General features: G+C 68.1%; 19 protein-coding genes and 2 pseudogenes. 10 read left to right on the top strand and 11 right to left on the bottom strand.

The genetic code is table 11. The annotated features are described in order from the left end of the window. Positions 1–7: 7 nt before the first annotated feature. The gene (gene ngcE, locus G412_RS0120265) at positions 8–1,453 is read right to left on the bottom strand and encodes an N-acetylglucosamine/diacetylchitobiose ABC transporter substrate-binding protein (protein WP_028813674.1); all 1,446 of its coding nucleotides are present in this window, start codon (positions 1,451–1,453) and stop codon (positions 8–10) included. 470 nt (positions 1,454–1,923) lie between these two features. Here ngcE and G412_RS0120260 point away from each other — a divergent pair, with 470 nt between their 5' ends. Further along, entirely contained in the window at positions 1,924–5,772 is a 3,849-nt protein-coding gene (locus tag G412_RS0120260) for a GH92 family glycosyl hydrolase (RefSeq protein WP_028813673.1), read from the top strand. Between the two features lie 91 nt (positions 5,773–5,863). Here G412_RS0120260 and G412_RS0120255 read toward each other — a convergent pair whose 3' ends face one another. Then, complete coding sequence (locus tag G412_RS0120255) at positions 5,864–8,710, bottom strand: aconitate hydratase (RefSeq protein ID WP_028813672.1); 2,847 nt, start codon at positions 8,708–8,710, stop codon at positions 5,864–5,866. 202 nt (positions 8,711–8,912) lie between these two features. Between G412_RS0120255 and G412_RS38335 the strand changes: the two are divergent. Continuing rightward, positions 8,913–8,999 (top strand): annotated as a pseudogene (locus G412_RS38335) (DUF3291 domain-containing protein); the annotation flags it as partial. Here the strand turns inward: G412_RS38335 and G412_RS35310 are convergent. After that, positions 8,975–9,883: pseudogene (locus tag G412_RS35310) on the bottom strand (helix-turn-helix transcriptional regulator). The pseudogenes G412_RS38335 and G412_RS35310 overlap by 25 nt on opposite strands. Before the next feature lie 126 nt (positions 9,884–10,009). Between G412_RS35310 and G412_RS0120240 the strand changes: the two are divergent. Next, a complete protein-coding gene (locus G412_RS0120240) occupies positions 10,010–10,972 on the top strand; it encodes an aldo/keto reductase (protein ID WP_028813669.1) in 963 nt (320 codons plus the stop codon). 166 nt (positions 10,973–11,138) lie between these two features. On the opposite strand, the gene G412_RS0120235 is transcribed toward G412_RS0120240, so the two are convergent. The 4 genes from G412_RS0120235 to G412_RS0120220 form a co-directional block, all read right to left on the bottom strand. Further along, positions 11,139–12,005, bottom strand: coding sequence for an AraC family transcriptional regulator (locus tag G412_RS0120235; RefSeq protein ID WP_028813668.1), 867 nt, complete (start codon positions 12,003–12,005; stop codon positions 11,139–11,141). Positions 12,006–12,064: 59 nt separating this feature from the next. Next, complete coding sequence (locus G412_RS0120230) at positions 12,065–12,877, bottom strand: phytanoyl-CoA dioxygenase family protein (RefSeq protein WP_028813667.1); 813 nt, start codon at positions 12,875–12,877, stop codon at positions 12,065–12,067. A 164-nt stretch (positions 12,878–13,041) separates the two neighbouring features. Beyond that, on the bottom strand, positions 13,042–13,602 hold the full coding sequence (locus G412_RS0120225; protein ID WP_028813666.1) for a DUF1062 domain-containing protein: 561 nt from the start codon (positions 13,600–13,602) through the stop codon (positions 13,042–13,044). Positions 13,603–13,845: 243 nt separating this feature from the next. Further along, the gene (locus G412_RS0120220; protein ID WP_028813665.1) at positions 13,846–14,253 is read right to left on the bottom strand and encodes a RidA family protein; all 408 of its coding nucleotides are present in this window, start codon (positions 14,251–14,253) and stop codon (positions 13,846–13,848) included. A gap of 304 nt (positions 14,254–14,557) precedes the next feature. Between G412_RS0120220 and G412_RS0120215 the strand changes: the two genes are divergently transcribed. From G412_RS0120215 to G412_RS0120200, 4 genes are all read left to right on the top strand, one after another. Further along, positions 14,558–16,087 carry a helix-turn-helix domain-containing protein gene (locus G412_RS0120215; RefSeq protein WP_028813664.1) on the top strand — a complete coding sequence of 510 codons (1,530 nt, stop codon included), beginning with the start codon at positions 14,558–14,560 and terminating at the stop codon, positions 16,085–16,087. Positions 16,088–16,330: 243 nt separating this feature from the next. Continuing rightward, positions 16,331–17,473, top strand: a complete 1,143-nt coding sequence (locus tag G412_RS0120210) for a site-2 protease family protein (protein ID WP_028813663.1) — start codon at positions 16,331–16,333, stop codon at positions 17,471–17,473. Between the two features lie 53 nt (positions 17,474–17,526). Beyond that, positions 17,527–17,937 carry an alpha/beta fold hydrolase gene (locus G412_RS0120205; protein ID WP_028813662.1) on the top strand — a complete coding sequence of 137 codons (411 nt, stop codon included), beginning with the start codon at positions 17,527–17,529 and terminating at the stop codon, positions 17,935–17,937. Positions 17,938–17,982: 45 nt separating this feature from the next. Then, a complete protein-coding gene (locus tag G412_RS0120200; RefSeq protein WP_028813661.1) occupies positions 17,983–19,422 on the top strand; it encodes a lipase maturation factor family protein in 1,440 nt (479 codons plus the stop codon). Positions 19,423–19,480: 58 nt separating this feature from the next. On the opposite strand, the gene G412_RS0120195 is transcribed toward G412_RS0120200, so the two are convergent. The 3 genes from G412_RS0120195 to G412_RS35305 form a co-directional block, all read right to left on the bottom strand. After that, a complete protein-coding gene (locus G412_RS0120195) occupies positions 19,481–19,849 on the bottom strand; it encodes a hypothetical protein (protein WP_028813660.1) in 369 nt (122 codons plus the stop codon). A 165-nt stretch (positions 19,850–20,014) separates the two neighbouring features. Beyond that, a complete protein-coding gene (locus G412_RS0120190) occupies positions 20,015–20,407 on the bottom strand; it encodes a DUF2267 domain-containing protein (protein ID WP_028813659.1) in 393 nt (130 codons plus the stop codon). A gap of 50 nt (positions 20,408–20,457) precedes the next feature. Beyond that, on the bottom strand, positions 20,458–20,742 hold the full coding sequence (locus tag G412_RS35305) for a DUF3040 domain-containing protein (protein ID WP_157839141.1): 285 nt from the start codon (positions 20,740–20,742) through the stop codon (positions 20,458–20,460). A gap of 191 nt (positions 20,743–20,933) precedes the next feature. Between G412_RS35305 and G412_RS0120180 the strand changes: the two genes are divergently transcribed. The 3 genes from G412_RS0120180 (at position 20,934) to G412_RS0120170 (ending at position 23,096) form a co-directional block, all read left to right on the top strand. Then, positions 20,934–21,722, top strand: a complete 789-nt coding sequence (locus G412_RS0120180) for a VOC family protein (RefSeq protein ID WP_028813658.1) — start codon at positions 20,934–20,936, stop codon at positions 21,720–21,722. 79 nt (positions 21,723–21,801) lie between these two features. Further along, on the top strand, positions 21,802–22,026 hold the full coding sequence (locus G412_RS0120175) for a hypothetical protein (protein WP_028813657.1): 225 nt from the start codon (positions 21,802–21,804) through the stop codon (positions 22,024–22,026). A gap of 116 nt (positions 22,027–22,142) precedes the next feature. After that, positions 22,143–23,096, top strand: a complete 954-nt coding sequence (locus G412_RS0120170; protein ID WP_028813656.1) for an NmrA/HSCARG family protein — start codon at positions 22,143–22,145, stop codon at positions 23,094–23,096. Between the two features lie 31 nt (positions 23,097–23,127). Here G412_RS0120170 and G412_RS0120165 read toward each other — a convergent pair whose 3' ends face one another. Next, entirely contained in the window at positions 23,128–24,606 is a 1,479-nt protein-coding gene (locus G412_RS0120165; protein WP_028813655.1) for an MFS transporter, read from the bottom strand. Positions 24,607–24,628 lie beyond the last annotated feature (22 nt).

Here is a 24,628-nt window from a genome sequence, read left to right as displayed (position 1 = left end):
GGTCGGCTCACTGGTGCTTGTAGTGCTTGATGGACTGGTCCTTGGCCGCCGCGTCGGCGAAGCCCTGGATCTTTTTGATGGTCTCCGCCGGGGTCGCTCGGCCGGCCATCATCTCGCCCAGACCGGCGACACCGATCTGCTCCTTCTGGAGCTTTACGTACCAGTCCTGCATGCGCGGGTTCACCACGTTGTCGCCGGCCTTCTCCAGGGCGGCGGTGGCGGATTTCAGACCCGGAGTCAGTTCGATGCCGTCGGTGCCGCCATTGAGGGCGGTCAGGGACTTCACGCTCTGGGTGAAGTTCTTCGACGACGCCTCGCTGAGCATGATGCGCAACTGCTCCATGCCGCCGTCGGGGTTCTTCGCCGACTTCGGGACGATGAACGGCTCACCACCGGACGCCCAGATCGTGCCGAAGGGCATCTTGTCCGAGCTGTCGAGGCTGGACGGCGCGCTCACGGCGAGCTTGAAGTCGGCCGGCATCGTCTTGGACGCCTCGTTCTCCACCCACGAACCGTTCGGGATGAACAGCGCCTTGCCCTGGGTCCAGGCGGTCTGCGACTGGATGTGGTCGATGCTCGGGGTGCCCTTGAGGATGTAGCCCTTCTTGTAGAGCTCGTAGTACGCCTCGAACGCGGCCTTCACAGCCGGGTCCGACCAGGCGTTCGGCTCCAGGTTGTCGATCTTGTCGAGAACCTCGCGGCCGCCGATCTTGGCGATGAACGGGTAGAGCGAGAACGGCAGGTAGTACGGGTGCTTGCCCGCGTACGTCCAGCCCGCGATGCCCTTCTTCTTCGCCTTGGCGCAGAGGGCGAGCATGTCGTCCCAGTTCTCCGGGTACGTCGCGTCGAGCTTCTCCAGCGCGGTCTCGGAATACCAGACGCCGTAGACCGTGTACGCGTAGTACATGATCCAGACGGGGTCGCCGTCGAACTGGCCCATCTCGACGATGCCGGGCCGCAGCGTGTCGCGGACCTTCTTGCCCGGGTCGTCGATGGACGCCGCGTCCAGCAGCGGGGTGAGGTCGGTGAGCTGCTTCTTGCCGACCAGGACGCCCATGTCCATCTGCTCGGCGCCCGAGTTGTCGATGAGGTCCGGGGGCGTTCCGCCGTTGAACCTCGGCTGGAGCTGCGACCTGATCTTCTGCGTCGAAGAGAACTTGATCTCCGCCTTGGGATACGTCTTCTGGTAGACGGCCTTGGCGTCCTCCGCGTACTTCGTGCCGAACCCGCCGTCGAAAATCACAATTTCGAGGGGCGCGCTCTCGTTGACACCCAGCGGGTTCTTCTCGGTCTTCTTGCCCTTTTCGACCTTCTCGTCGCCACCGCTGTCACCGCTCGCGCAGGCCGACAGGAAGCTCATCGTCGGAACAGTGATCAGACCGAGTGCGGCCGACCGCTTGATCAGATCGCGACGGCCAAGGCCCTCATTGTTGTGGGCGGAGGTGGATCCCATGCTCAAGTCCTCGCCTTCTCCAGGACTCAGGCGGTGTACCGGTCGCCCGCACTTATCTCGCCTAGGCGAAGGGCCCCGCCACCGCAGTCAAATGACGCTGGGTCGTGCTGAGTTGGGCAGATGGTACGGACAAACAGTGCTGGCAACCGCCGCAGCGGCCTCCCCGCACCGATCCCCGTCCCCCTGGTCCGCGGCCACGGAGCGGCGTTGCAGACGCCGACAGGTATAGTCCACTTACGGTCAACTGAGCAAGATCGAAAGCGAGTTTCGGCAGCAAGCTTTCCCGAGTTGAGACCTCGCGGATATCTGGAACGCGCACGTAATCGCTCGCGCGGCTCCGCGTACACGGCGCGCCCCCCACGCCTCCCCTGGCGCATGCAACACCCTTGACACCATCGGCGACTTGGCTCCCTACTGGATCCCGTTGCACTGCTCATGACAACGTTGTCCAAGGGGAGGAAACGCCCGGCATGCAGTACAGATCTCGGTACGGACAAGGCCACAGTGCGGCCGCCGTCGCGGCGACCGCCCTCCTGCTCGTCGTCACAGCCCCTTCGGCGGCCACCGCCCAGCCCCAGCGCCCGGCGCCGCCGGAGCAGACCGCCACCTCGTCCTTCAGCTCCTCGTTCGAGGCGGACGAACCCCAGCCGGACTGGCGCAATACGGTGGAAGTCGCACCCGGCGGCGAGAAGCGCACCTCGGGGGTCGACGGCGGATACAGCTCCGGAATTCCGGGCAATGTGACCGACCGGGTCGTCGAGCTGCGCGCCAGCGGCGAGAACACCGGCGGCGGCGAGGTGAAGGAGAACCTCGTCGATGTCCAGCCGGCCACCAAGTGGCTCGCCTTCGAGCCGTCGGGCTGGATCGAGTTCGATCTGGACGAACCGGCCAAGGTGGTGACGTACGCCCTCACTTCGGCCAACGACCACGCGGAGCGCGACCCGAAGGACTGGACGCTCAAGGGTTCCGCCGACGGCAAGGAGTGGAAGGTCCTCGACTCCCGCGAGGGGCAGACCTTCGCGAAGCGGTTCGAGACGAAGAGCTACGGCTTCGAGAACTCAGTGGCGTACGCGCATTACCGGCTCGACATCACCCGTAACAACGGCGCGTCGGGCATCACCCAGCTGGCGGACGTTCAGTTCTCGAACGGTGACACCTCCACGCCCGCCCCGGACGACATGCGCAGCCAGGTCGACCGTGGCCCCTCCGGCTCCCCCACCGCCAAGGCGGGCGCGGGCTTCACGGGAAAGCGTGCGCTGCGGTACGCCGGCACGCACAAGCCCGAGGGCCGGGCGTACTCGTACAACAAGGTCTTCGACGTCGACACCCGCGTCACGCGGGACACCGAGCTGTCGTACCGGGTCTTCCCGTCCCTCCCCGAGACCGACCTCAACTACCCCGCCACGAACGTGTCGGTCGACCTGGCCTTCACTGACGGCACCTATCTGAGTGATCTGCGCGCCCTCGACCAGCACGGCGCGGTCCTGTCCCCGCAGGGCCAGGGCGCGTCCAAGACGCTGTACGTCAACCAGTGGAACCACAAGGCGTCGCGGATCGGCGCCGTAGCGGCCGGCAAGACCGTCGACCGGGTCCTGGTGGCGTACGACTCCCCCAAGGGTCCGGCGAAGTTCAGCGGCTGGGTCGATGACATCACCATCTCCCCCAAGGCCCCAGAGAAGCGCCTGGCGCACCTCTCCGACTACGTCTCGACCACCCGCGGCACGCACTCCAGCGGCGCCTTCTCGCGCGGCAACAACATCCCCGCCACCGCCGTCCCGCACGGTTTCAACTTCTGGACGCCGGTGACCAACGCGGCCTCCACCAGTTGGCTGTACGACTACGCCCGCGGCAACAACAGCGACAACCTCCCCACCATCCAGGCGTTCAGCGCGAGCCACGAGCCGAGCCCGTGGATGGGTGACCGGCAGACGTTCCAGCTGATGCCGTCCGCGGTGGCGGGCACCCCGGACGCCGCCCGCAAGGCGCGCGCCCTGCCCTTCCGCCACGAGAAGGAGACGGCAAAGGCGCACGAGTACGGGGTCACTTTCGAGAACGGTGTGAAGGCCGAGATGACCCCGACCGATCACGCGGCGATGATGCGGTTCACCTATCCCGGTGACGACGCGAGCGTCATCTTCGACAACGTGTCGAACGACGGCGGCCTCACCCTCGACCCCGCCACCCGCTCCTTCACCGGCTTCTCGGACGTCAAGAGCGGCCTGTCCACCGGCGCCACCAGGCTCTTCGTGTACGGCGTCTTCGACGCGCCCGTCACCGGGAGCGGCAAGCTCAGCGGCGGTGGAGGCGATGACGTCACCGGCTACCTACGCTTCAAACCGGGCGCCGACGGCCGGGTGACCCTGCGGCTGGCGACTTCACTCATCAGTGTGGACCAGGCGAAGAAGAACCTCGCCGACGAGATCCCGGCAGGCACGTCCTTCGAGCGCGTCAAGGACCGCGCGCAGGACGCCTGGGACGACCTCCTCGGCCGCGTCGAGGTCGAGGGCGCGAGCCGCGACCAGTTGACGACCCTCTACTCCAGCCTCTACCGGCTGTACCTGTATCCGAACTCCGGTTTCGAGAACACGGGCACCAAGGCCCGCCCCCGGCAGCAGTACGCGAGCCCCTTCTCGAAGCAGCCGGGCCCCGACACCCCGACCCACACCGGCGCGAAGATCGTCGACGGCGAGGTGTACGTCAACAACGGTTTCTGGGACACCTACCGGACGACCTGGCCGGCGTACTCCTTCCTCACTCCCAAGAAGGCGGGCAAGCTCGTCGACGGCTTCGTCCAGCAGTACAAGGACGGCGGCTGGATTTCCCGCTGGTCGTCGCCGGGTTACGCCGACCTGATGACCGGGACCTCGTCCGACGTGGCGTTCGCCGACGCGTACGTCAAGGGCGTCGGCTTCGACGCCGAGGCGGCGTACGAGGCGGCGCTCAAAAATGCCACCGTCGTGCCGCCCTTCTCCGGCGTGGGCCGCAAGGGCATGAAGACGTCCCCCTTCCTCGGGTACGCCTCCACCGAGACCCACGAGGGCCTCTCCTGGTCCCTGGAGGGCTACCTCAACGACTACGGCCTCGCGAAGATGGGCGAGGCGCTCCACAAGAAGATGAAAAAGGCGCGCTACAAGGAGGAGTCGGCGTACTTCCTCAACCGCGCCCGCAACTACGTCAAGCTCTTCGACGACAAGGCCGGCTTCTTCCAGGGCCGCGACCTCAAGGGCGACTGGCGGGTCCCGTCCGACCGGTACGACCCCCGCATCTGGGGTTACGACTACACCGAGACCAACGGCTGGGGCTACGCCTTCACCGCGCCCCAGGACTCCCGCGGCCTCGCCAACCTCTACGGCGGCCGCTCCGGCCTCGGCGACAAGCTCGACCGCTACTTCTCCACCCCGGAGACGGCGGCCCCCGAGTTCGCCGGTTCGTACGGCGGCGTCATCCACGAGATGACGGAGGCGCGCGACGTACGGATGGGCATGTACGGCCACAGCAACCAGGTGGCCCACCACGCGACGTATATGTACAACGCGGCGGGCAAGCCCTGGAAGACCCAGGAGAAGGTCCGCGAGGTCCTCTCCCGTCTCTACACCGGCAGCGAGATCGGCCAGGGCTACCACGGCGACGAGGACAACGGCGAGCAGTCCGCCTGGTACCTCTTCTCCTCGCTCGGCTTCTACCCGCTGGTCATGGGCAGCGGCGAGTACGCGATCGGCTCGCCCCTCTTCACGAAGACCACCGTCCACCTGGAGAACAGCCGCGACCTGGTGGTCAAGGCCCCGAAGAACAGCGCGAAGAACGTCTACGTCCAGGGCCTGAAGGTCAACGGCAAGCCCTGGAAGTCGACGGCGCTGCCGCACGACCTGCTGGCACGGGGCGGCACTCTGGAGTTCGACATGGGTCCGAAGCCCTCCTCATGGGGTACGGGCGAGAAGGCCGCCCCGGTCTCCCTCACGAAGGACGACAAGGTGCCCGCGCCGCAGGCGGACGCGATCAGCGCCACCGGGCCGCTCTTCGACAACTCCTCGGACACGAACGGGCAGTTCGAGAGCGTCGACCTGCCGGTGAAGCCGGACACCCGCGCCTTCCAGTACACCCTCACCTCCTCGGACCGCGCCAAGGCCCCTCGGAGCTGGGTGCTCCAGGGCTCGCGGGACGGTGAGAAGTGGAGGGACCTCGACAGGCGTACGGGAGAGTCCTTCGCCTGGGACCGCCAGACCCGCGTCTTCACCGTCGCCCGCCCACACAGGTACGCGAAGTACCGGCTGGTACCGGACGGACCGGCGACCCTCGCCGAGGTGGAGCTCCTGGGGTGACTCAGGTGCAGGGGGGACCGGCCGCACGGGAGTCGCAGAAGGGCCGCACCCCGTCGCTGGGATGCGGCCCTTCTGCGTCATGCGGTGGCGACTAGCTGCGGATCAGGGACCGCAGCACGTACTGGAGGATGCCGCCGTTGCGGTAGTAGTCCGCCTCGCCCGGCGTGTCGATGCGCAGCTTCGCGTCGAACTCGACCGTCTCGCCGGCGGGGCTGACAGCCTTGACCTTCAGGGTGTTCGGGATGCCGCCGTCGTTGAGACCGGTGACGCCGGTGATCTCGAAAGTCTCCTCGCCGGTCAGACCCAGCGAGTCCGCCGAGGCGCCCTCGGGGTACTGGAGCGGGAGGACGCCCATGCCGATCAGGTTCGAGCGGTGGATGCGCTCGTACGACTCGGCGATGACAGCCTTGACGCCGAGCAGCGCCGTGCCCTTGGCCGCCCAGTCGCGGGACGAGCCCGAGCCGTACTCCTTGCCCGCCAGGATGACCAGCGGGGTGCCGGCGGCCTGGTAGTTCTGCGAGGCGTCGTAGATGTACGACACCGGCGCGTCGGGCTGGGTGAAGTCGCGGGTGAAGCCGCCTTCGGTGCCCGGCGCGATCTGGTTGCGCAGGCGGATGTTGGCGAACGTACCGCGGATCATGACCTCGTGGTTGCCACGGCGCGAGCCGTAGGAGTTGAAGTCACGACGCTCGACGCCGTGCTCCGTGAGGTACTTGCCGGCCGGGGTGTCGGCCTTGATCGCACCGGCCGGGGAGATGTGGTCGGTGGTGACCGAGTCACCCAGCTTGGCCAGGACACGCGCGCCGGTGATGTCCTCGACCGGGGTCGTCTCCATCGTCATGCCCTCGAAGTACGGGGGCTTCCTGACGTACGTCGACTCGTTGTCCCACTCGAAGGTGTTGCCGGTCGGGATCGGCAGCGCCTGCCACTGCGCGTCACCCGCGAAGACGTCGGCGTAGGACTTGTTGAACATGTCCTCGCCGATGGAGTTCGCGACGACGTCGTTGACCTCGGCCTCGGTGGGCCAGATGTCCGCGAGGTAGACCGGGTTGCCCTCGGTGTCGGTGCCGAGCGCGTCCTTGGTGATGTCCACCTTCATGGAGCCCGCGATGGCGTACGCGACGACCAGCGGCGGGGAGGCCAGGTAGTTCATCTTGACGTCGGGGTTGATGCGGCCCTCGAAGTTACGGTTGCCCGAGAGGACGGACGTAACAGCCAGGTCGTTGTCGTTGACGGCCTTGGAGACCTCCTCGGGCAGCGGGCCCGAGTTGCCGATGCAGGTGGTGCAGCCGTAGCCGACGAGGTTGAAGCCGACCTTGTCGAGGTAGGGGGTGAGCCCCGCCTTGTCGAAGTAGTCGGTGACGACCTTGGAGCCGGGGGCGAGGGTGGTCTTGACCCACGGCTTGCGGGTCAGGCCCTTCTCGACCGCCTTCTTGGCCACGAGCGCGGCGGCGACCATGACGTACGGGTTCGAGGTGTTGGTGCAGGAGGTGATCGCGGCGACGGTCACGGCGCCGTGGTCGAGCTCGTACGTCGAACCGTCGGGGGCGGTGACGGTGACCGGGTTGGACGGGACGGCGTCGCCCGTGGCGTCGTCGTGCTGCGGAGCGCCGGCGCCGTTGTCGTCGTGACCGTACGCCGGGGCGTCGCTGGCCGGGAACGACTCGGAGCTCGCCTCGTCGACCGGGGACGCGACACCGTGCGGCTTCTCCTGCTGCGGCACGCCCGGCTTGCGGTCGTCGCCGCCGGTGACGCCCGCCTCGACGTAGTTGAGTACGTCGCGCTTGAACTGCTCCGCGGCGTTGGCGAGGACGATACGGTCCTGCGGACGCTTCGGGCCGGCGATCGAGGGGACGACCGTCGACAGGTCGAGCTCAAGCTTCTCGGAGAAGTCGGGCTCGGCGGCCGGGTCGAGCCACAGGCCCTGCTCCTTGGCGTACGCCTCGACGAGCGCGACCTGCTGCTCGTCGCGGCCGGTCAGGCGCAGGTACTTCAGGGTCTCGCCGTCGATCGGGAAGATCGCGGCGGTGGAGCCGAACTCCGGCGACATGTTGCCGATGGTGGCGCGGTTGGCGAGGCTCGTCGCCGCCACACCCTCACCGTAGAACTCGACGAACTTGCCGACGACGCCGTGCTTGCGGAGCATCTCGGTGATGGTCAGCACCAGGTCGGTGGCGGTGGTGCCGGCCGGCAGCTCGCCGGTCAGCTTGAAGCCGACGACGCGCGGGATGAGCATGGAGACCGGCTGGCCGAGCATCGCGGCCTCGGCCTCGATGCCGCCGACGCCCCAGCCGAGCACACCGAGGCCGTTGACCATGGTGGTGTGCGAGTCGGTGCCGACGAGGGTGTCGGGGTAGGCCTGGCCGTTACGGACCATGACGGTGCGGGCCAGGTGCTCGATGTTGACCTGGTGGACGATGCCGGTGCCCGGGGGGACGACCTTGAACTCGTCGAAGGCGGTCTGGCCCCAGCGCAGGAACTGGTAGCGCTCCTTGTTGCGGCCGTACTCCAGCTCGACGTTCTGCTGGAAGGCGCCGGCCGTACCGAACTTGTCGGCGATGACGGAGTGGTCGATGACCAGCTCGGCCGGGGCCAGCGGGTTGATCTTCGCCGGGTCGCCGCCGAGCTCCTTGACGGCCTCACGCATGGTGGCGAGGTCCACGACACAGGGCACGCCGGTGAAGTCCTGCATGATCACGCGGGCGGGGGTGAACTGGATCTCCTGGCTGGGCTGGGCCTGCGAGTCCCAGCCGCCGATCGCCCGGATGTGGTCGGCGGTGATGTTCGCGCCGTCCTCGGTGCGGAGCAGGTTCTCCAGCAGCACCTTCAGGCTGTAAGGGAGGCGCGCGGAGCCCTCGACCTTGTCCAGCTTGAAGATCTCGTACGACTCGTCGCCCACGCGCAGCGTGCTGCGGGCGTCGAAGCTGTTCGCCGACACGACAGTCTCCTTCTTCAATGTGCGCGTTTCTACCGCATCCTGCCGCCACGACCCCCTGGCCATCCGCTAAGGTAAGACTTAGTTAGGTCACCCTTACCGGTCGGCGGCTGCGGTACGCCTTGGGCAGATATCTCGATGTCGAGATAACTCTAGTACATGCCCGCGATTCGGTCATGCCCGGACCGCCTGTCCTTTGCCAGCCGGTCCGCACCGCGCGGCGCTCAACAGGCGTTACGACTGGTTCGAGAGGACTGGACGCCCGGGTTACGTGTTCTGGTGGGTCACCGACGGCTTCTGGTGGGTCACCGACGGCGTCTGGTGGGTCACCGACGGCGTGCACCCTTTGGGGAATTCCTGGCTGCCGAGTACCCGCAGCAGGTCCAGCCGCTCGCGGGTCTCGGCGTCCGCCGGGGTGAGCACCAGCAGTTGCTGCCCCTGGTCGGGAGTGACCAGGGTTTCGCAGTCCATCAGCAGGCGACCCACCCTCGGGTGCAGGAAGGTCTTGCGGTCGGCGCGCCGGACCGCCACCTTGCTCGGCCCAGAGCCGGCGGAAGTCGGCGCTCGCGGCCTGCAACCGGTCGACGAGTCCGGCGACCGTGGGGTCGCCGGACCGGCGGCCGACGACCGCGCGCAGGTCGGCCACGAGCCGGCGCGCGTGGTACTCCTGCTCCTCGGGCGGGCAGACGGCGCGGGCAAGGGGCTCGGTGAACCAGCGGTGTACGACGTAGCGCCGGTCGCCGGAAAAGCCGGTGTGGTCGCCCGTCAGCAGGACGGATGCCCGGTTCTGGGCGAGGATCTCGCCCAGATCGGACAGCACCAGGGCCGGGGTGTCGCCGAGCAGGCCGAGCATGCGGATCAGGCCGGCGCGGGCCAGGCGGGTCACCCCACCCGCGGGCGGGGGCCGGTGGCCGGCCAGGTGGAACAGGTGGTCGCGCTCGTCGTCGGACAGGCGCAAAGCCCGGGCCAGCACACCGAGCAGCTGGGTCGAGGGCTGACTGCTGCGACCCTGCTCAAGGCGTACGACGTAATCCACCGACATGCCGGCGAGCATGGCCACCTCTTCCCGGCGCAGGCCGGTGATGCGGCGCGGGGGCCGTCGGCGATGCCGACCTCGGCCGGGCGGATCGCCTCGCGACGGCGGCGCAGGAAGTCGGCGAGCTGATCACGTTCCATGGCCCCATGGTTCCTTGCGAGGGCGAGCCGAGCCAGGGAGCGGCGCTCCCATGATGAACGCTCCGCTCCCGTACGTCGCGGCGCAGGCCCAGGGTGGGTGCTGAACCGACGACGAAGGAGAACACGATGCAGACACGAACCCTGGGCAGCACCGGTCCGGCCGTTTCCGCGCTGGGCCTGGGTGCGATGGGCATGTCGGGCGCCTACGGCGCGGCCGACCGCGAGGAGAGTACCGCCACCGTGCACGCCGCGCTGGAGGCCGGCGTCACGCTGATAGACACTGCCGACTTCTACGCCATGGGCCACAACGAGTTGCTGCTCGCCGAGGCGCTGCGCGGCCGGGATCGGGACAGCTACCGGCTGAGCGTCAAGTTCGGCATGCTGCGGGGGCCGGGGCCCGAGTTCGGCGGGCATGACAGCCGTCCCGAGGCGGTGAAGAACTTCCTGGCCTACTCGCTGACCCGACTGGGCACCGACCACATCGACATCTACCGTCCCGCCCGGCTGGACCCGGCGGTACCGATCGAGGAGACGGTGGGCGCGGTCAAGGAGATGATCGACGCCGGGTACGTGCGGCACCTCGGCCTCTCCGAGGTCGATGCGGCGACGATCCGCCGGGCGCACTCCGTGCACCCGGTCGCCGACCTGCAGATCGAGTACTCGCTCCTGCGCGCGGTGGAGGCCGAGATCCTGACCGCGTACGGCGTCCTCAGCCGCGGCCTCATCTCCGGGCACTGGTCCGCCGACCACACCGCCGGCCCCGGCGACTCCCGCGCCTTCAGCCCTCGGTTCTCGAGCGGCAACGTGGAACACAACCTCGCCCTCGTGGAGGCGCTGCACCGGGTCGCCGAGGCGAAGGGATGCACCGTCGCCCAGCTGGCCGTCGCCTGGGTGGCCGCACAGGGCAAGGACATCGTGCCGCTGGTCGGCGCCCGCACCCGCGAGCGGCTGGCCGAGGCGCTGCCCGCGATGGAGCTGAACCTCACCGAGGACGACCTCGCCGAGATCGAGAAGGCGGTGCCTCCGGGCGCGGCGCGCGGCGACCGATACCCGTCCGCGTTCATGTCCAGCCTCGGCGTAGGGAACTGAGTCCGGCTCTCCGGAGGTTGTCACCGTGCTGTCGATGGCTGGCCGGTCGTCGTCGTATGAGTCTTCCGTGTCAAAGGACAGCCACTGACCGCTGACCTGTCGCAGCGAAGGTTCGGTGGCAACCGAAGCGCTCATACACGCCTGCCTCCAGGGGCTGCTGCCTCTTTCAGCCGTGCTCGGGCTCTACGGGGAGCCACAGTTCGGCGTCGGCCTCGGTCTTCTCCGGCGACAGGCGGGTGCGCAGGATCTCAGGGCCCGTGCGGGTGCGGTACGGGTTCGACGGGAACCACTCGGTGAACACGTCCCGCCACAGCTCCTGGATGGCCTGCGGCGCCGGCCCGGAGGTGGTGAAGACCGCCCAGGTGCCGGCCGGGACAGCCAACGTGGTCGTGCCCTCAGGAGCGGCCACGGAGGTGATCACGCCGTGGTGGTAGTCGAGTTCGGTGCCCTCGGCGCGGCTGGGGTCCAGGTCGTCGCAGACCGCGACGATGCCGTGCGGCTCCTGGTCCGACAGTCCCTCCAGGCGCTCCAGGGTCTGCGGGTCGAGCCTGCGGACAAAGTCCGTGATCGCCTGGTTTGGCCCCGCGTGCACCAGCGGTACCCGGGTCTTGAGCCCGACGACGGTGAAGTCCGGCTTGTCCACCACGCGGTATCGCATGCTGCTGCTCCCTTCGATGGTGAGGCGGAAGGCCATCCGGGACTGGGAGTTGAGTGCGGCGCCGGTACGCCGGGCCTCGCCCGGTCCGATGCCGTGCATGGCGCGGAACGCCCGCGCGAACGCCTCGCCGGAGCTGTAGCCATAGCGCACCGCGATGTCCAGCAGCGTCTCACGCCCCGCGAGTACTTCGGCGCCCGCGAGGGTGAGCCGACGGCGCCGGATGTACTCCGACAGCGGTATGCCAGCGAGCGCGGAGAACATCCGACGCAGGTGGTACTGCGAGGTGGCCGCGATGCGTGCCAGCTCCTCCACCTCGACGGCCTGGTCAAGATGGCACTCGATGTGCTCCATGGCCTGGTTCAGCCGCTCCAGCATGCCCGGTCTCCTTCCTCTTCCCTCACGGCCACTTTGCCAGCGATGACCGTGAGGCACGTTTACGCTGCGCTGCGGTCGGTGCCGTCCCCGTCCGGACCGGGGGTGTCCTGTCCCAGGCCCCGACGGATCGCGATCTCCACGGGTGAGTACGCGCCGTCGGCCCGTTCCAGTTCGTACGCCGCGGCCGGCATCAGCGGTGGCTGCGCCATGAAGCGCGGCCGCACCCCATGGTGCGGTTGCGCCGCGTGCACCAGGAACGGATGGCACAGGAAGACGTCGCCCGGGGACCCGGTGGCGAGGGCGAGTGGCCGGTGGTCAGACGCCGCCACCAGATCGGGCGCAAGGGCCAGCCCGCTCGCCCCATCCTCCCCGTACTTCTCCAGCACCTTAGGCACGTCGAGGTGTGAACCGACCCGGATCCGGGTCGGGGCGTCCTCCTCACCGACCTCGCTGAACAGGAACAGCATCAGCAGCGCCCGGCCCCGGGAGCGCAGATTGGTGAAGTACCAGCTCTCGCCCTCCGGCAGATAGCTCCCCTCGATGTGCCAGCCCGCGTCGTCCGGCTCCTCCTCGTGCGGGAAGCGCAGCGGGAACGTGCCCAGCGAGTAGCGCGGCTCCCAGCGTCCCGCGCCGACGAGCAGGTCGTACGCGCGCTGCAGGGACGGGGAGTTGGGTGCGGCGGCGAACGGCCCCTGCGCCATACCGGCCACCCAGTGCACGGGCTGCGTCCACGTCGCTGGATCGTCCGGGTCGCAGCCCGTCTCTCGCCACAGCAGCCGCGCGCAGTCCGCGGCCACGCCCGGTGCGACGGCGCCCTCCAACTTCACGAAGCCGTCGCGGAGGAAGCGGGATACCAAGGCCGTGTCGTCCATGCCCCCATCGTGTGGCGACACCGGTCCCGATCACCCGACATTCTGCGCACCGCCTTTGTCGGGTATTCACCGAGCCCCTTCGAGAGCGTTGCGGCGGAAGTGCTGGCGCTGGGCCTGTCCGGCGAATCTTGCCGGACAGGCTCGCCCCTGGTCCCGAGGAGGGCTCAGCGCTTGAGCATGAAGGTGAAGTCGCCGGAGAGCTTGCCGCTCAGCCGGGCTGCCGAAACGAGTTTCCCCTCCGTAACCAGCCTCTCGACCTCGGCCCGCGAAAGACCGCAACCTTCAGCGATCAGTCGCACCGGCCGGACAGGGATCCGCGCCGCAAAGCGGACCGAGACGTCGATCACCTCGCGGATCAGTTCGCGGTCCAGGTGATCCGTTCCGCCGATGTCGAGGCGCCAGGCGTTGTCCCAGTCGAGGGCGATGCGATTGCGGCGCCGCACGGCCGGATCCTGGAGCAGTTCAGCTGTCAGGCCAGGGTCGTTGTCATGCAGCCGGTCCAGCAGCTCAGGTCGTACGGAACGCACATTCATCCGCTCCAGGACCGTGAGCTTTGTGGTTTCCCCGCAAGCGGTACAGAGCGCGAGGAGCCAGGCGTCGATGAGCTTGTGGTTTGCGTTGACGCGGAATTTACCGCTTGCCCGGAAGTGCCCGGACGCGCACGCGTGGCAACGGCGGAGAACGAGCGGCAGGCAGGTGGGCACGACCACCCAGTTTTTGAGCACAGAAGTACACCGGTTTCAGTGAGAAGTCCGCAGCAAAAAGGAGCGCGGCGCACATGCGCGACGCGCGACGATTCAGCGCTCGGGAGGTCTCACAGGGTGTACAACGGCATGTCCTTGACTGGACGACTTGGTTCGGCAGCACGGTAGTTGCGCACAGCGGCGCTGTTCCACTGGTTTTCGAGCACCTCACCGCCAGGTTCTGTCCGGCGGTGTCATGAACGAAGCCAGAGCCAGATCGCGGGCTCAGTCGATGACCGCGGTGGCTTCGATCTCAACCAGATGGTCGGGTACGGCCAGTGCCGCGACGCCGAGCAGCGTGCCCGGCGGTACCGGCGTGATCCCCAGCTTCGCGGCCGCCCGAGTGACTCCCTCCAGGAACAGGGGCATCTTGTCGAAGGTCCAGTCGACGACGTACACGGTCAGCTTCGCCACGTCGTCGAAGGAACCACCGACCTCGGCCAGGGCGGTGCCGATGTTGAGGTAGCACTGCTCGACCTGAGCGGCGAGGTCACCTTCGCCGACCGTGACGCCGTCGGCATCCCAGGCGACCTGCCCGGCGATGAAGATTAGCTTCGACCCGGTCGCGACCGACACCTGCCGGTACGCGTCGATTTCCGGCAATCCGCTGGGGTTTACCAGGGTGATAGCCATGCTGCTTGCCCCCTCGTCGTGCGAGCCCGTGGGCTCGCTGCCACCGAACCAAGACGCTCTTGGTTTCTTGTGGTTACTCAGGAACCGTAGGAGAGTGGCCGCTGACATGGAAGAACGCACTTTTCGGTGACTGGGGAACCTTACGGTGACCAAGCAGTTCACCAGCTCTCCCCGGACCGGCGGAGAAGAACACGCGCTTCCCACCCGCTTCCCAGCCGCTCCCCAAACCGCCTGCCACCACCGCAACTTCCACCACACCCGCCCCCCGGAATGCAACATCTCATATCTGAGATAACCTGCCGCTATGGCAGACGACTACCTCGTACGCATCGGCAAGCTCATCCGTGACGCCCGTCAGCACCGGGGCTGGACGCAGACACAGCTCGCCGAAGCGCTGGGCACCAGCCAGAGTGCCGTAAACCGCATCGAGCGCGGGAACCAGAACATCAGCCTTGAGATGATCGCGCGCATCGGCGAGGCGCTCGACAGTGAAATCGTCTCGCTGGGGTACGCGGGACCAATGCATCTACGTGTCGTCGGTGGGCGGCGCCTTTCCGGCTCGATCGACGTGAAGACGAGCAAGAACGCCTGCGTGGCGCTGCTTTGCGCCTCACTGCTCAACAAGGGCCGCACCATGCTCAGGCGCGTCGCCCGCATCGAGGAGGTCTACCGCCTGCTGGAGGTGCTCAACTCGATCGGCGTACGCACCCGTTGGGTCAACGACGGGAAGGACCTGGAGATCGTCCCGCCCGCACAGCTCGACATGGATTCGATGGACGCGGAGGCGGCGCGCCGGACGCGGAGCATCATCATGTTCCTCGGCCCGCTGCTGCACCGCATGGACCACTTCAAACTCCCGTACGCGGGCGGCTGTGACCTCGGTACGCGCACCATCGAGCCGCACATGATCGCGCTGCGTCGCTTCGGTCTGGACATCACCGCGACCGAGGGCATCTACCACGCGGTGGTGGAGCCTTCGGCTGGGCCCGGCCGCCCGATCGTGCTGACCGAACGCGGCGACACGGTGACCGAGAACGCGCTGCTCGCGGCGGCCCGCCACGACGGCGTGAGCGTGATCCGTAACGCCTCGTCCAACTACATGGTCCAGGACCTGTGCTTCTTCCTGGAGGCGCTGGGCGTACGGGTCGACGGTGTCGGCACGACCACGCTGACCGTGCACGGCGTACCGAACATCGACGTGGACGTCGACTACTCGCCGTCCGAGGACCCGGTCGAGGCGATGAGCCTGCTCGCGGCCGCCGTCGTGACCGGTTCCGAACTGACGATCCGCCGGGTCCCGATCGAGTTCCTGGAGATCGAGCTCGCGGTGCTGGAGGAGATGGGTCTCGACCACGACCGCACCGGCGAGTACGAGGCGGACAACGGGCGTACCCGGCTGGTGGACCTGACCGTACGGCCCTCCAAGCTGGAGGCGCCGATCGACAAGATCCACCCGATGCCCTTCCCCGGCCTGAACATCGACAACGTGCCGTTCTTCGCGGCTATCGCGGCGGTGGCCCAGGGCCAGACCCTGATCCACGACTGGGTGTACGACAACCGCGCGATCTACCTGACGGACCTCAACCGGCTCGGCGGCCGCCTCCAGCTCCTGGACCCGCACCGCGTCCTGGTGGAGGGACCGACCCGGTGGCGCGCCGCCGAGATGATGTGCCCGCCGGCGCTGCGGCCGGCCGTGGTCGTCCTGCTGGCGATGATGGCGGCCGAAGGCACGTCCGTACTCCGCAACGTCTACGTCATCAACCGGGGTTACGAGGACCTGGCGGAGCGCCTCAACTCGGTGGGCGCCCAGATCGAGATCTTCCGCGACATCTGATCGGCGAATGCCGCCGCACCCTGCCTGGCCAGCGGCTTCGCGCCCGGCTCGGGCTCCTGCACCGGATCGTGTGGGGGCTCGGGCTCTGGGTCCGGAGCCGGGGGGATTCTACGATTGAAGCAAAGACGGCTTGCTGGTTCGTGGACCGGTCGTTCGGACCGGTTGGGCGGAATTCTGCGGATCCGGGCCGCCCTCGTTCGCTCGCGAGGAGCAGACCGCGCCGCAGGGTAGTGGAGGCGTGCGGTGAAGGAGACGTTCACTCTGGGGCGGATCGCAGGGGTACGGGTCGCGGTCAACTGGAGCATCATCGTTGTCTTCCTGCTCGTGGCCGTCACTCTGGCCCAGGGGCGGCTTCGCCTCACGTATCCGGGTTATCCGGCGGTGGCCTACTGGAGCCTGGGGCTGGCAACCGCTGTCGTCTTCGTGGCGTCCGTGCTCGCCCACGAAGTGGCCCACGCGGTCGTGGCGCGGCGCCATGGCATCGAGGTCGAGGACATGACCTTGTGGATGCTCGGTGGTGTCGCGCGGCTCAAGAGCGAAGCACCCACGCCCGGAGTGGAGGTACGGATCGCCGGCGTGGGCCCGCTGACCAGTGCCCTGCTCGGCATCCTTTTCGCCTTCCTGGCGGCTGTACTGGGGATGCTGGGGGTGCCCGGGCTCATGGTGGAGGCCGTCGCCTGGCTGGCCGGCATCAACATCACGCTGGCTCTGTTCAACAGCATCCCCGCCGCGCCCCTCGACGGAGGCAGGTTGCTGCGCGCCTACCTCTGGAAGCGCACCGGAGACCCGATGCGGGCCGCTGTGGTCGCCGCGGCCGCGGGGCGGGGGCTGGGCTGGCTACTGGTGATCTACGGCTTCGTCTCGATGCTGGCCACCGGCAACCTGTCGGAGCTGTGGATGGCACTCCTCGGTGGCTTCATGATCGCCGCAGCCACGGTGGAGGGCCAGCAGGCGCAACTGCGCAGCACACTCGCGGGAGTGTCGGTGCGCCACATCATGACGCCGGACCCGGTGACCGTACCCGCCGAGATGTCCATCGAGCAGTTTCTCGCGGCAGCCCCGTACGGGCACCACCGCCATACGGCGTTCCCCGTGGTCACGACCGACGGGACACTTGTGGGGCTGGTGACAGCGGCGAGAATCGACCGGACGCCGCGGCAAGAACGGAACGCCACCACGCTGGGTGATGTCATGTGTCCCGTTGGTGAGGTCGCGACCGCGTCTCCCGATGAGCCTGTCAGCGACCTGGTGCCACGCCTTGAGTCGTCCGGGGAACGCCGTGTGCTCGTCCTGGACCCGGACCGCCGAGCGCTCGTCGGCATCGTCTCCGACTCCAACATCAACCGAGCCCTCACGTGGCTCGCCGCCACACGCACGCCACGGTGACGTGACCGACCTCGCTGGGAATTGCCTCGCCCCGTAGCAAGTGGAGGTGTCGGATGATCTCTGTAGCGTCTGCGCTTGCCTCGGCGGCACACCGTGCATTCGGCGCTGCCTGGACTGCCGGGCAGGCGGAAGGAGCGGAGCTTCCCGCTGGGCTTCCCACGTCGTTCGTCGAAGCCCGCGCCGCGGACCTCGCACCCGTGACGGTGGCCTACGAGCGGCAGGGGTACGGCGAGCGCCTCCTGCCGCCCAGGCAGGCGGCGCGTGCCGAGGCCATGATTCCTGGCGCGAGGCTCGTGGCCATGCCCGGCTGTGGCCACGTACCCATGGCGGAAGCGCCCGAGCTGGTCGCTCGCGTCCTGCGGGACGCGACCCGTACCGAGAACCGCTCGCAACCGGTCCGGAGCACGGCAGGGGCCGAACTCACCGCCCGGGCGTGGCCGGCGGCTTCGGGGCATCCCGCATAACAACGCGAGATCCGCAATGCGCACGACACCGCCCCGGGAGGAGCTGTGGAGTGGTTCACGGAAGGCGACTACTGGCTGGGCAGGCTGGTGTTCCAGCGAGGACTGGCCCTGCTGTATCTGGTCGCCTTCTTGAGTACGGTCAATCAGTTCCGGGGGCTCATCGGTGAGCGCGGGCTGCTCCCGGTGCCGCGCTTCGTGGCGTCCGTACCCTTCCGGCAGTCCCCCAGCATCTTCCACCTCCATTACTCCGACCGCTTCTTCGCGAGCGTGGCATGGACGGGTGTGGCGCTCTCCGCCGCCATCGCGGCGGGAGCGGCGGACAGCGTGCCGCTGTGGGCGTCGATGCTCATGTGGGCGGTCCTCTGGGTGCTGTATCTGTCGATCGTCAACGTCGGGCAGACCTGGTATGCGTACATGTGGGAGTCGCTGCTGCTGGAAGCCGGCTTCCTGGCGATCTTCCTCGGCAACGACGACACGGCGCCGCCGGTCCTGGTGCTGTTCCTGCTGCGCTGGCTGCTGTTCCGCCTGGAGTTCGGCGCCGGGCTGATCAAACTGCGCGGTGACCCCTGCTGGCGCGACCTGACCTGCCTGTACTACCACCATGAGACACAGCCGATGCCGGGCCCGCTGAGCTGGTTCTTCCACCACCTGCCCAAACCGCTGCACCGGGTGGAGACCGCCGCCAACCACGTGGCGCAGCTCGGCGCCCCTGTGCTGCTGTTCGCCCCGCAGCCGGTCGCGAGCGTGGCCGCGGGATTCATCGTCGTCACGCAGCTCTGGCTCGTGGCATCGGGCAACTTCACGTGGCTCAACTGGCTGGTCATCCTGCTCGCGGTGACGGCGATCGACGGGGCCTGGGCCGCCGAGGTGCTCCCGCTGCCCGAGCCGCCGGCGTTCGCTGCCACACCGGGCTGGTACGAAGTCGTGGTGCTCGCCGTCACGGTGCTGGTGGCCGTTCTCAGTTACTGGCCGGTGCGCAACATGCTCTCCCGGCACCAGCTAATGAACTTCTCGTTCAACTCCCTGCACGTGGTCAACACGTACGGAGCCTTCGGCAGCATCGACCGGATCCGCCACGAGGTGGTCGTCGAAGGCACCGACGAACCGGAAATCACCGACGGGACGGAATGGAAGGAGTACCGGTTCAGAGGTAAGCCGGGCGATGTGCGCCGCCTGCCGCCGCAGGTTGCTCCGTACCACCTGCGACTCGACTGGCAAATGTGGTTCGCCGCGATCTCGCCCGTCTACGCGATGCCTTGGTTCGGAGCCTTCCTGGTCAAGCTGCTCGACAACGACCCGGTCGTGCTCAAGCTGCTGCGCGGCAACCCGTTCCCCACTTCCCCGCCCACTTCCCCGCCCACATTCCTGCGCGCCCGGCTCTACCGCTACCGCTTCACCGACCGCCACGGGCTGCGGCGTACCGGCGCCTGGTGGGAGCGCACGCTCGCGGCGGAGTACGTCCCGCCGGTCATGAAGGCGCCCTGACGCCCTGACGGTCTGCTTGGCCGTCCACATGCGAGGAGATGCGGGCCCTCGGGTTCATTCAGCCCAGGCGGTCGCGCGGAATGAAGGGTTGCAGCTTGCGCATGGCTTCCTCGGGGTGGGGGTCGGAGACGGCCAGCCTGCGGAAGGGCGCCCAGCGGCGCAGCTCAACACACAGCACCGGCCCGTCCGCCCGGATCGACACGAAATCGTTCCCGTCCTGAAGGTGCCGGACACCCACGCATCGCCGCGCCGGAATCCAGGCGCCCTTGCCTGCCACACCGCGTAGCGCCCTCCACCAGTCGGGCTCAATGTGCACCTCGCGCAGCGCGGAGACCGGGACCCGCACCTCACGGCGGCGCGCGGCCAGTTGCTCCCACCAAGGCAGGCGGATGAGGATATTGCTGTCATCCAGCACGATCCGTGCCATGGCGTCTCCTTCGACCACATTCACGGCCGGGCCGGCGGCTTGCGTTCAGCCTGGATCGAAGTCGCTCCGACGCCCTGGGATGCGCGTGGTGCAGGCCGTGCGGACGTCAGGCCGCAGGGCCCGCGGCTGCCTCGGCTGCCTCGTGCATGCGGCCGTGAGAGCGGTCTAGTCGCTCAGGTCGGGCTTCCCGAACAGGACGGCGTACCCGGAGGGAAGCTGGCTGATGATCTGGTTCAGCTCGCCGGGCGAAACGGCCTCGGCGAGTGTGCTCAGCACGGCACTGGCGTCCCACTGCGCGGTGCGCGGACGGGCCCCGGTCCGCTCCGCCACCCGTCGGCAGAACTCCTCGACGCCGTAGGACTTGACTCGCTGGTCCCCGTTGGCCTGAAGCGCCGCCTTGAGCGGTGCGGGCAGCTGGGCCGCCAGATCCTTAACTTCGCCGGGCGTGATGCGATGGGCCAGAACATCCAGTACCGCCTTCGTGACCTGCGCTGCCTCCTCCTGATTGGCGTACTCTCCGCGCTCACGGACGCGAGCCAGGAATTCGTCGTGCCTCATTGATCTCTCCCTCGAGCCGTAGGGGCCGGCCGTGGCGAGCGGCGACCTTTTCACGTGGGTGCTCGCGTGAGCACCGGATGGGTGAGGCCACTGGGCGGCGGCGGGGCTTCAGCAGGCGATGTGCTGAGGGCCACGGTCAGGAGGAGTCCCACAACGGCAAGGATGATCACAGCCAGTACGGTCCGCTTCCGCCAGTTCCGCCGCGACCGCTCACTTGGACGCCCCTCGGGGAACTGCTCGTTGAGGTCGCTCATGCGGGCAGCCAGCTCAGGGTCGTCACTGGTGAGCCGACGCTCTATCTGCGCGAACACGCGCTCTTCCGACTCGTGTCCCATGGCAGCCACCCGCTTCATGGAGAATGCTCACGCGCTGGAAAAGCCGTTTCCCTACATCCCTACACGTAGACATTCTCCCCTAATGGCTTCCCTTCGTCCTCTGGCCGCTCATCCTTTCCGCCCCCGTTTGCCCCGTTCAGAGGGGTACTCGATGCTGGGACGTGTGGGGCGGACAGGAGAGGAGTACGGCCGTGGTGCTGGCGGAGGACACCCCCGGCGGGCCGTGCTGGCTGAGCCTGACGGCACGCGATCTGAAGACCGCCGAGCGCTTCTACGGCACCGTGATGGGGTGGACGTTTCGCCCGGGGGGTCTCGGGCGGGCGTTTTCCGTGGCCGAGGTGGATGGCGTCGCCGTGGCCGGCATCGGAGCGATGGCCGGGGAGCTTGGCCTGCCTGTGGCGTGGACGGTGTATTTCTCGGTCGCCGATGCCGATGTGGCTGTCGCCCGCGTCCGGGAGCGCGGGGGCACGGTCGGGGTCGGACCGGTCGCCTTCCCGCCGCGCGGACGGGCTGCTCTGGTCGCGGACCTGGAAGGTGCCTCCTTCGGTGTCTGGCAAGGCGAGGTCCTTTCCGGGTGGCGTGTCGGCGAGGGCATGGCTCCGGCGTGGGTGGAGCTGCACACGAGGAACGCGTTCGACGCGGCTTTGTTCTACGGGGAGGTCCTGGACTGGGTGAACGCGGGCGCCGGGGACCGTGAGGTCTGGTACGAGGACGATCAGGTCGTCCTGCGGCAGGGCGGGCAGCCTGTGGCCCGGCTGAACAGCGGACCGGTCGAGGCAGCGGCGAGAAGGCCGCAGCTGAGGCCGCGGTGGCTGGTCCACTTCAAGGTTCCCGACCTGGAAGCAGCGAAGGCCGCGGCCCTTGAGCACGGCGCGAGCATCGCGCCGGGAGCCGAATGGGGCGGCCACCGGCGGCAGATCACCCTGTGCGATCCCGAGGGAGGTCTGTTCACCCTCGATCAGGCGCCTGACGGTGCCTGATGAACTGGTCCCTCGCCTCGCCTCACCTCGCCTCACTGCATCCGCATCCGCATCCGCGCCCACTGAGAGGAGCAGGGCAATGGAGGATGTCGCACTTGAGGACCCGCGCGTACTCGCACTCGCGAAAGCCCACCAAGAGGTCATCCATGAGTCCGTGTGGCACCGGGGCACCGCACCGCCCTGGGAGGGTCTCACCGAGGCCGCGAAGATGGCGGCCCTGATCGAGGCCCGCGACTGGCTGCGAGCTGCGGGCAGGATCGGGTTCCTCGCTCATGACCCACCTGTAGGCGGCGGAGCCGGTTGACGCTGACACCCGTGTGGCTGCTCACCGCCTGTGCGGTCGAACGGCCCACCGTAGGGTCGGCAAGGTCGGCAGCAGTACGTGCGCAACGGATCACTTAGCGCGGCGGAAGAGGTGTCATGGCCGAGAAGAAGATCATTGCGGTGTTCGGTGCGACCGGATCGCAGGGCGGCGCACTGGTGCGGGCAGTTCTGTCCGAGCGGGACGGTGATTTCGCCGTACGAGCCCTGACCCGTAACCCCGCTTCGGACGCGGCCAGGGAACTGGAGCGGCTCGGGGCGGAGGTGGTGCGGGCCGACCTCGACGACGAGTCGAGCCTGGGGCCGGCGCTGGAGGGTGCGTACGGCGCCTTCGTGGTGACGAACTTCTGGGAGCACCTGTCCGGAGAAAGGGAGAAGGCTCAGGCGGCCGCGGCGGCCCGCGCTGCCGGGCATGTCGGAGTGCAGCACGCGATCTGGTCCAGCCTGGACGACACTCGCGAATGCATCCCGCTGAGCGACGACCGTATGCCCACGCTCCAGGGGACCTACAAAGTCCCGCACTTCGACGCAAAGGCTGAGGCGGACAGCTACTTCAGCGATGCGGGCGTACCCACCACCATTTTGAAGACCACGTTCTACTGGGAGAACCTTCTCACCACGTTCGCCCCGCAGCGTGGCGAGGACGGTGTCCTCCAACTGTCCCTGCCGATGGGGGACCGCAGGCTGGCCGGTATTGCCGTGGACGACATCGGCAAGATCGCGCTGGCCGTCCTCAAGCACGGCGGCGACATGGTCAGTGCCACTGTCAGCATCGCCGGCGAGCACCTGCCCATCGCCCACATGGCCGAGATCCTCACGGAGGCCGTCGGCGAACCGGTGGCGTACCGCCCGCTGACTCCGGACGCCTTCCGCGCACTCGGATTCCCCGGCGCCGACGAATCAGGCAACATGTTCCAGTTCTACGCCGACTGCGAGAGCCGCATCACAGCGGCCAGGGATCTGGCGGCCCTGCGCGCCCTCAATCCCGAACTGCAGGACTTCGCCACCTGGGTTGCCGGGCACCGGGAGGAGCTCAGGGCCGCCTGGAAGTGACGTTGCCGGACAGGTGTACGGGTTCCACGGCTCAGTGGCCCGGAATGCCTCCGCCCTGGAGACGTTCGAGGTCGGACGGGCGTACCTGGATGGCGAGGAGGGCGATCACCGCCGCGATCACCGTGAAGACGGCCGCCACGATGAACGCGGCCGAGATTCCGGAGGTGAGTACCTCGTCGCCCCAGGGCGGCGGGAGTTGGCCGCTCCGTTCGAAGACCAGCCGTTCCGCCGGGGTGGCCCGCGCCATGAAGCCCGGAATCTGATCCTCGGCCTCGTGGCGGCTGGCCGTACCGAAGACGGTGACCAGGATGGAGAGCCCGAGCGAACCGCCCACCTGCTGCGTGGCGTTGAGCAGCCCCGACGCGGCGCCGGTCTCGTGCGTGGCGACCCCGGAGACCGCCATCAGCGTAAGCGAGACGAACTGCATGCCCATGCCGAGGCTGAAGACCAGCATCGGTCCCAGAATGCTGCCCAGGTACGTCGAGTGGACGTCGGTCAGGGTCAGCCAGGACAGGCCCACCGCGGCGAGGAGCGCGCCGGTCACGATGAAGGGCTTCGGGCCGTATCTGGGCAGCAACTGGGAGGCTATGCCCGCGCCCACCGCGATGACCGCGCTGACCGGCAGGAAGGCGAGACCCGCTTGGAGCGGACTGAAGTCCAGCACGTTCTGCACGAAGAGGGTGAGGAAGAAGAACATGCCGAAGATCGCGGCGGCCAGGCTCAGCATGACGCCGTACGTGCCCGCGCGGTTGCGGTCCGCGAACATGTGCAGCGGGGTGATCGGCTGCTTCGAGCGCCGCTCGGTGAGGATGAAGGCGGCGAGGAGCAGCACCGCGGCGCCGAACGACGCGAGGGTGAGCGCGTCGCTCCAGCCTTCCTGTGCGGCGCGGATGAAGCCGTAGACCAGAGCCACCATGCCGAGGGTCGAGGTCAGCGCACCGGTCAGGTCGAAGTGGCCGGGATGGCGCTCGGACTCCTTGATGTAGCGGGGTGTGGCGAGGACGATCAGCAGTCCGATCGGCACGTTCACGTAGAAGACCCAGCGCCAGTCGAGCCATTCGACGAGCATGCCGCCCGCCAGCAGGCCGATCGCGCCGCCGCCCGCGGAGACCGCGGCGAAGACGCCGAAGGCCCGGTTGCGGGCCGGGCCTTCGGTGAAGGTGGTGGTGATCAGGGCGAGGGCGGTCGGTGAGGCTATGGCACCGCCGACGCCCTGGAGGGCGCGTGCCGCGAGGAGCTGGCCGGAGTTCTGGGCCAGACCGCCGAGCAGCGAGGCCAGGACGAAGAGCAGTACGCCGAAGACGAAGACCCGGCGGCGGCCGAGGATGTCGCCGAAGCGGCCGCCGAGGAGCAGCAGGCCGCCGAAGGTGAGTGTGTAGGCGTTGACGACCCAGGAGAGGCCGGTGGTGGAGAAGTCCAGCGAACTCTGGATCTGGGGGAGAGCGATGTTCACGATGGTGATGTCGAGGACCACCATCAGCTGGCACGAGGCGATGACGAAAAGCGCCATGCCGTTGCCGCCGCGCTTGTCC

This window comes from Streptomyces flavidovirens DSM 40150 (assembly GCF_000429085.1).
GTDB classification, from domain to species: domain Bacteria; phylum Actinomycetota; class Actinomycetes; order Streptomycetales; family Streptomycetaceae; genus Streptomyces; species Streptomyces flavidovirens.
This window is presented reverse-complemented; position numbering and strand designations above follow the sequence as displayed.

What these genes read in the sequence shown, in the direction of transcription:
- G412_RS0120215 (WP_028813664.1), top strand. Translation starts at nt 14,558, where the DNA reads ATGGCAGACGACTACCTCGTACGCATCGGCAAGCTCATCCGTGACGCC.
- G412_RS0120195 (WP_028813660.1), bottom strand. Translation starts at nt 19,849, where the DNA reads ATGGCACGGATCGTGCTGGATGACAGCAATATCCTCATCCGCCTGCCT.
- G412_RS35305 (WP_157839141.1), bottom strand. Translation starts at nt 20,742, where the DNA reads ATGGGACACGAGTCGGAAGAGCGCGTGTTCGCGCAGATAGAGCGTCGG.
- G412_RS0120235 (WP_028813668.1), bottom strand. Translation starts at nt 12,005, where the DNA reads ATGCTGGAGCGGCTGAACCAGGCCATGGAGCACATCGAGTGCCATCTT.
- G412_RS0120205 (WP_028813662.1), top strand. Translation starts at nt 17,527, where the DNA reads ATGATCTCTGTAGCGTCTGCGCTTGCCTCGGCGGCACACCGTGCATTC.
- G412_RS0120190 (WP_028813659.1), bottom strand. Translation starts at nt 20,407, where the DNA reads ATGAGGCACGACGAATTCCTGGCTCGCGTCCGTGAGCGCGGAGAGTAC.
- G412_RS0120260 (WP_028813673.1), top strand. Translation starts at nt 1,924, where the DNA reads ATGCAGTACAGATCTCGGTACGGACAAGGCCACAGTGCGGCCGCCGTC.
- G412_RS0120165 (WP_028813655.1), bottom strand. Translation starts at nt 24,606, where the DNA reads ATGGCGCTTTTCGTCATCGCCTCGTGCCAGCTGATGGTGGTCCTCGAC.
- G412_RS0120170 (WP_028813656.1), top strand. Translation starts at nt 22,143, where the DNA reads ATGGCCGAGAAGAAGATCATTGCGGTGTTCGGTGCGACCGGATCGCAG.
- G412_RS0120230 (WP_028813667.1), bottom strand. Translation starts at nt 12,877, where the DNA reads ATGGACGACACGGCCTTGGTATCCCGCTTCCTCCGCGACGGCTTCGTG.
- G412_RS0120175 (WP_028813657.1), top strand. Translation starts at nt 21,802, where the DNA reads ATGGAGGATGTCGCACTTGAGGACCCGCGCGTACTCGCACTCGCGAAA.
- ngcE (WP_028813674.1), bottom strand. Translation starts at nt 1,453, where the DNA reads ATGGGATCCACCTCCGCCCACAACAATGAGGGCCTTGGCCGTCGCGAT.
- G412_RS0120220 (WP_028813665.1), bottom strand. Translation starts at nt 14,253, where the DNA reads ATGGCTATCACCCTGGTAAACCCCAGCGGATTGCCGGAAATCGACGCG.
- G412_RS0120240 (WP_028813669.1), top strand. Translation starts at nt 10,010, where the DNA reads ATGCAGACACGAACCCTGGGCAGCACCGGTCCGGCCGTTTCCGCGCTG.